Annotated in this window: 1 protein-coding gene; it reads right to left on the bottom strand. The window is 44.6% G+C overall.

Annotation, left to right across the window (positions count from 1 at the left end; all coding sequences use genetic code 11):
• Positions 1 to 10: 10 nt before the first annotated feature.
• Complete coding sequence (tnpC, locus tag QUB61_RS39410) at positions 11 to 1,387, bottom strand: IS66 family transposase (RefSeq protein WP_333136909.1); 1,377 nt, start codon at positions 1,385 to 1,387, stop codon at positions 11 to 13.
• Between the last annotated feature and the right edge of the window lie 52 nt (positions 1,388 to 1,439).

Raw genomic sequence — 1,439 nt, 5'->3', positions numbered from 1 at the left:
ACGTAATTGCTCAACTAGGGGAAAAAAGGGAGCCATCAGTAGAGAGAGCTTGTTGAATGGATTGATAAGCAGTTAAACCCTGACGCTTGCCAGTATTAACAACTGAACGAACGGCAGCAAACAAATCTCGCCCCCATTCCGAACGGAAGCCATTGGTCACATGGCGAAATATCACGCTCATCCGAATCGCCTGTTCACTACTATTATTCGTGGGTGGAATCCCCACATCTTCCAGAAATAGAAATAAATTGTCAATCAGCCCACCGTAACGTTTTCGTAACCGTATACCATCCTTCTGCTGTGGTGCTAAATCCAAAATTTTGGTTAATCTTTCCTGTAAATTTATTCGATATCTCAAGAGTCTAGTATTATCCATATTCTCCCGTTGCCGATGGATGATAAAAGCCCTTAATAATAACCTCTTCATCCCTGGGGCAAAAATTCTGTCCCCTGCATCAATCGCATATTGGCAATCCCGCAGTTGATGGGCCAAACACACTTGCCATTGTGGTGCTGGGTGATTTTTTTGAGCGCTAAATAAATCAGACACCCAGATATCGGGACGATGTTCTGCGAGAACTTCGTTAATTACTTCAGTCCCTCGACTCGGGCGGATGACGTGTAAACAAACATCCTGGTTCTGAAATACCCACTCCCACTGATTCTGTCCGTTAACTCTCGCACTCGTTTCATCTGAACAAATTAATTTTGCCCGCCGCAACCGTTGTAGTATTTGACTTACTTGGTCATCTAAACTGGTTTTGACTTTTGCCAACAGGTTTGCGATTGCACCTTCTGATATCTTTAGTCCAAAGATGGAGCCAAATATCGACGACAGCCGTTCGTAGCTGATGGCATGAGTGTAACGAAGATATGTGACTAAGCTTTGAATTGAACTGCCAAACGGTGAACCTGGTTCCATTCCCAATGGTACAGGTGCAACATATTCGGTCTGACAGCAGGCACACTGACCACCATAACGTTCGATTCGGGTGATGATGGGGCGAATTGGGGGTAGTTCGATTTTTTCGTAGACGGATTGCAATTTTTGACCACCAGTGGTGACTTTCTCTCCACACTGGGGGCAATTTTTCACTTGGGCGATGATTGTTTGGTCGGGATGAGGATGTAGTTCTCTTCCCCCTCCGACTCTTCCTAGGCTTCTTTGTCTTTTTATTCCTTGAATTTTCGACGGCTTAATGTTCGGCTTGAATCCTTTGGATGGTGGAGTGCTGGAATTTTTGCTAGTTTTGGTGGGAGATGAGCCTGGTTTTGGTTCGTATGTGGCTAATGCTGCGCTAAGTTTTTGGATTTCTTGCCATAGCTCTACTATCAAGGCTTCTTTTGCCTCGTTCGATAGTTGCTTTAAGTCGGGGAGTTTTTCCATTCCTTGATCTAATGTCTATCTCGTCTTCTTGTCAAGGGGGTTGAGCAATTAC

The sequence above is a fragment of the Microcoleus sp. C2D2 genome, from assembly GCF_036702495.1.
Taxonomy (GTDB): domain Bacteria; phylum Cyanobacteriota; class Cyanobacteriia; order Cyanobacteriales; family Microcoleaceae; genus Microcoleus.
Note: the sequence above shows the minus strand (reverse complement) of the source record. Positions and strands in the feature narration are given on the sequence as shown.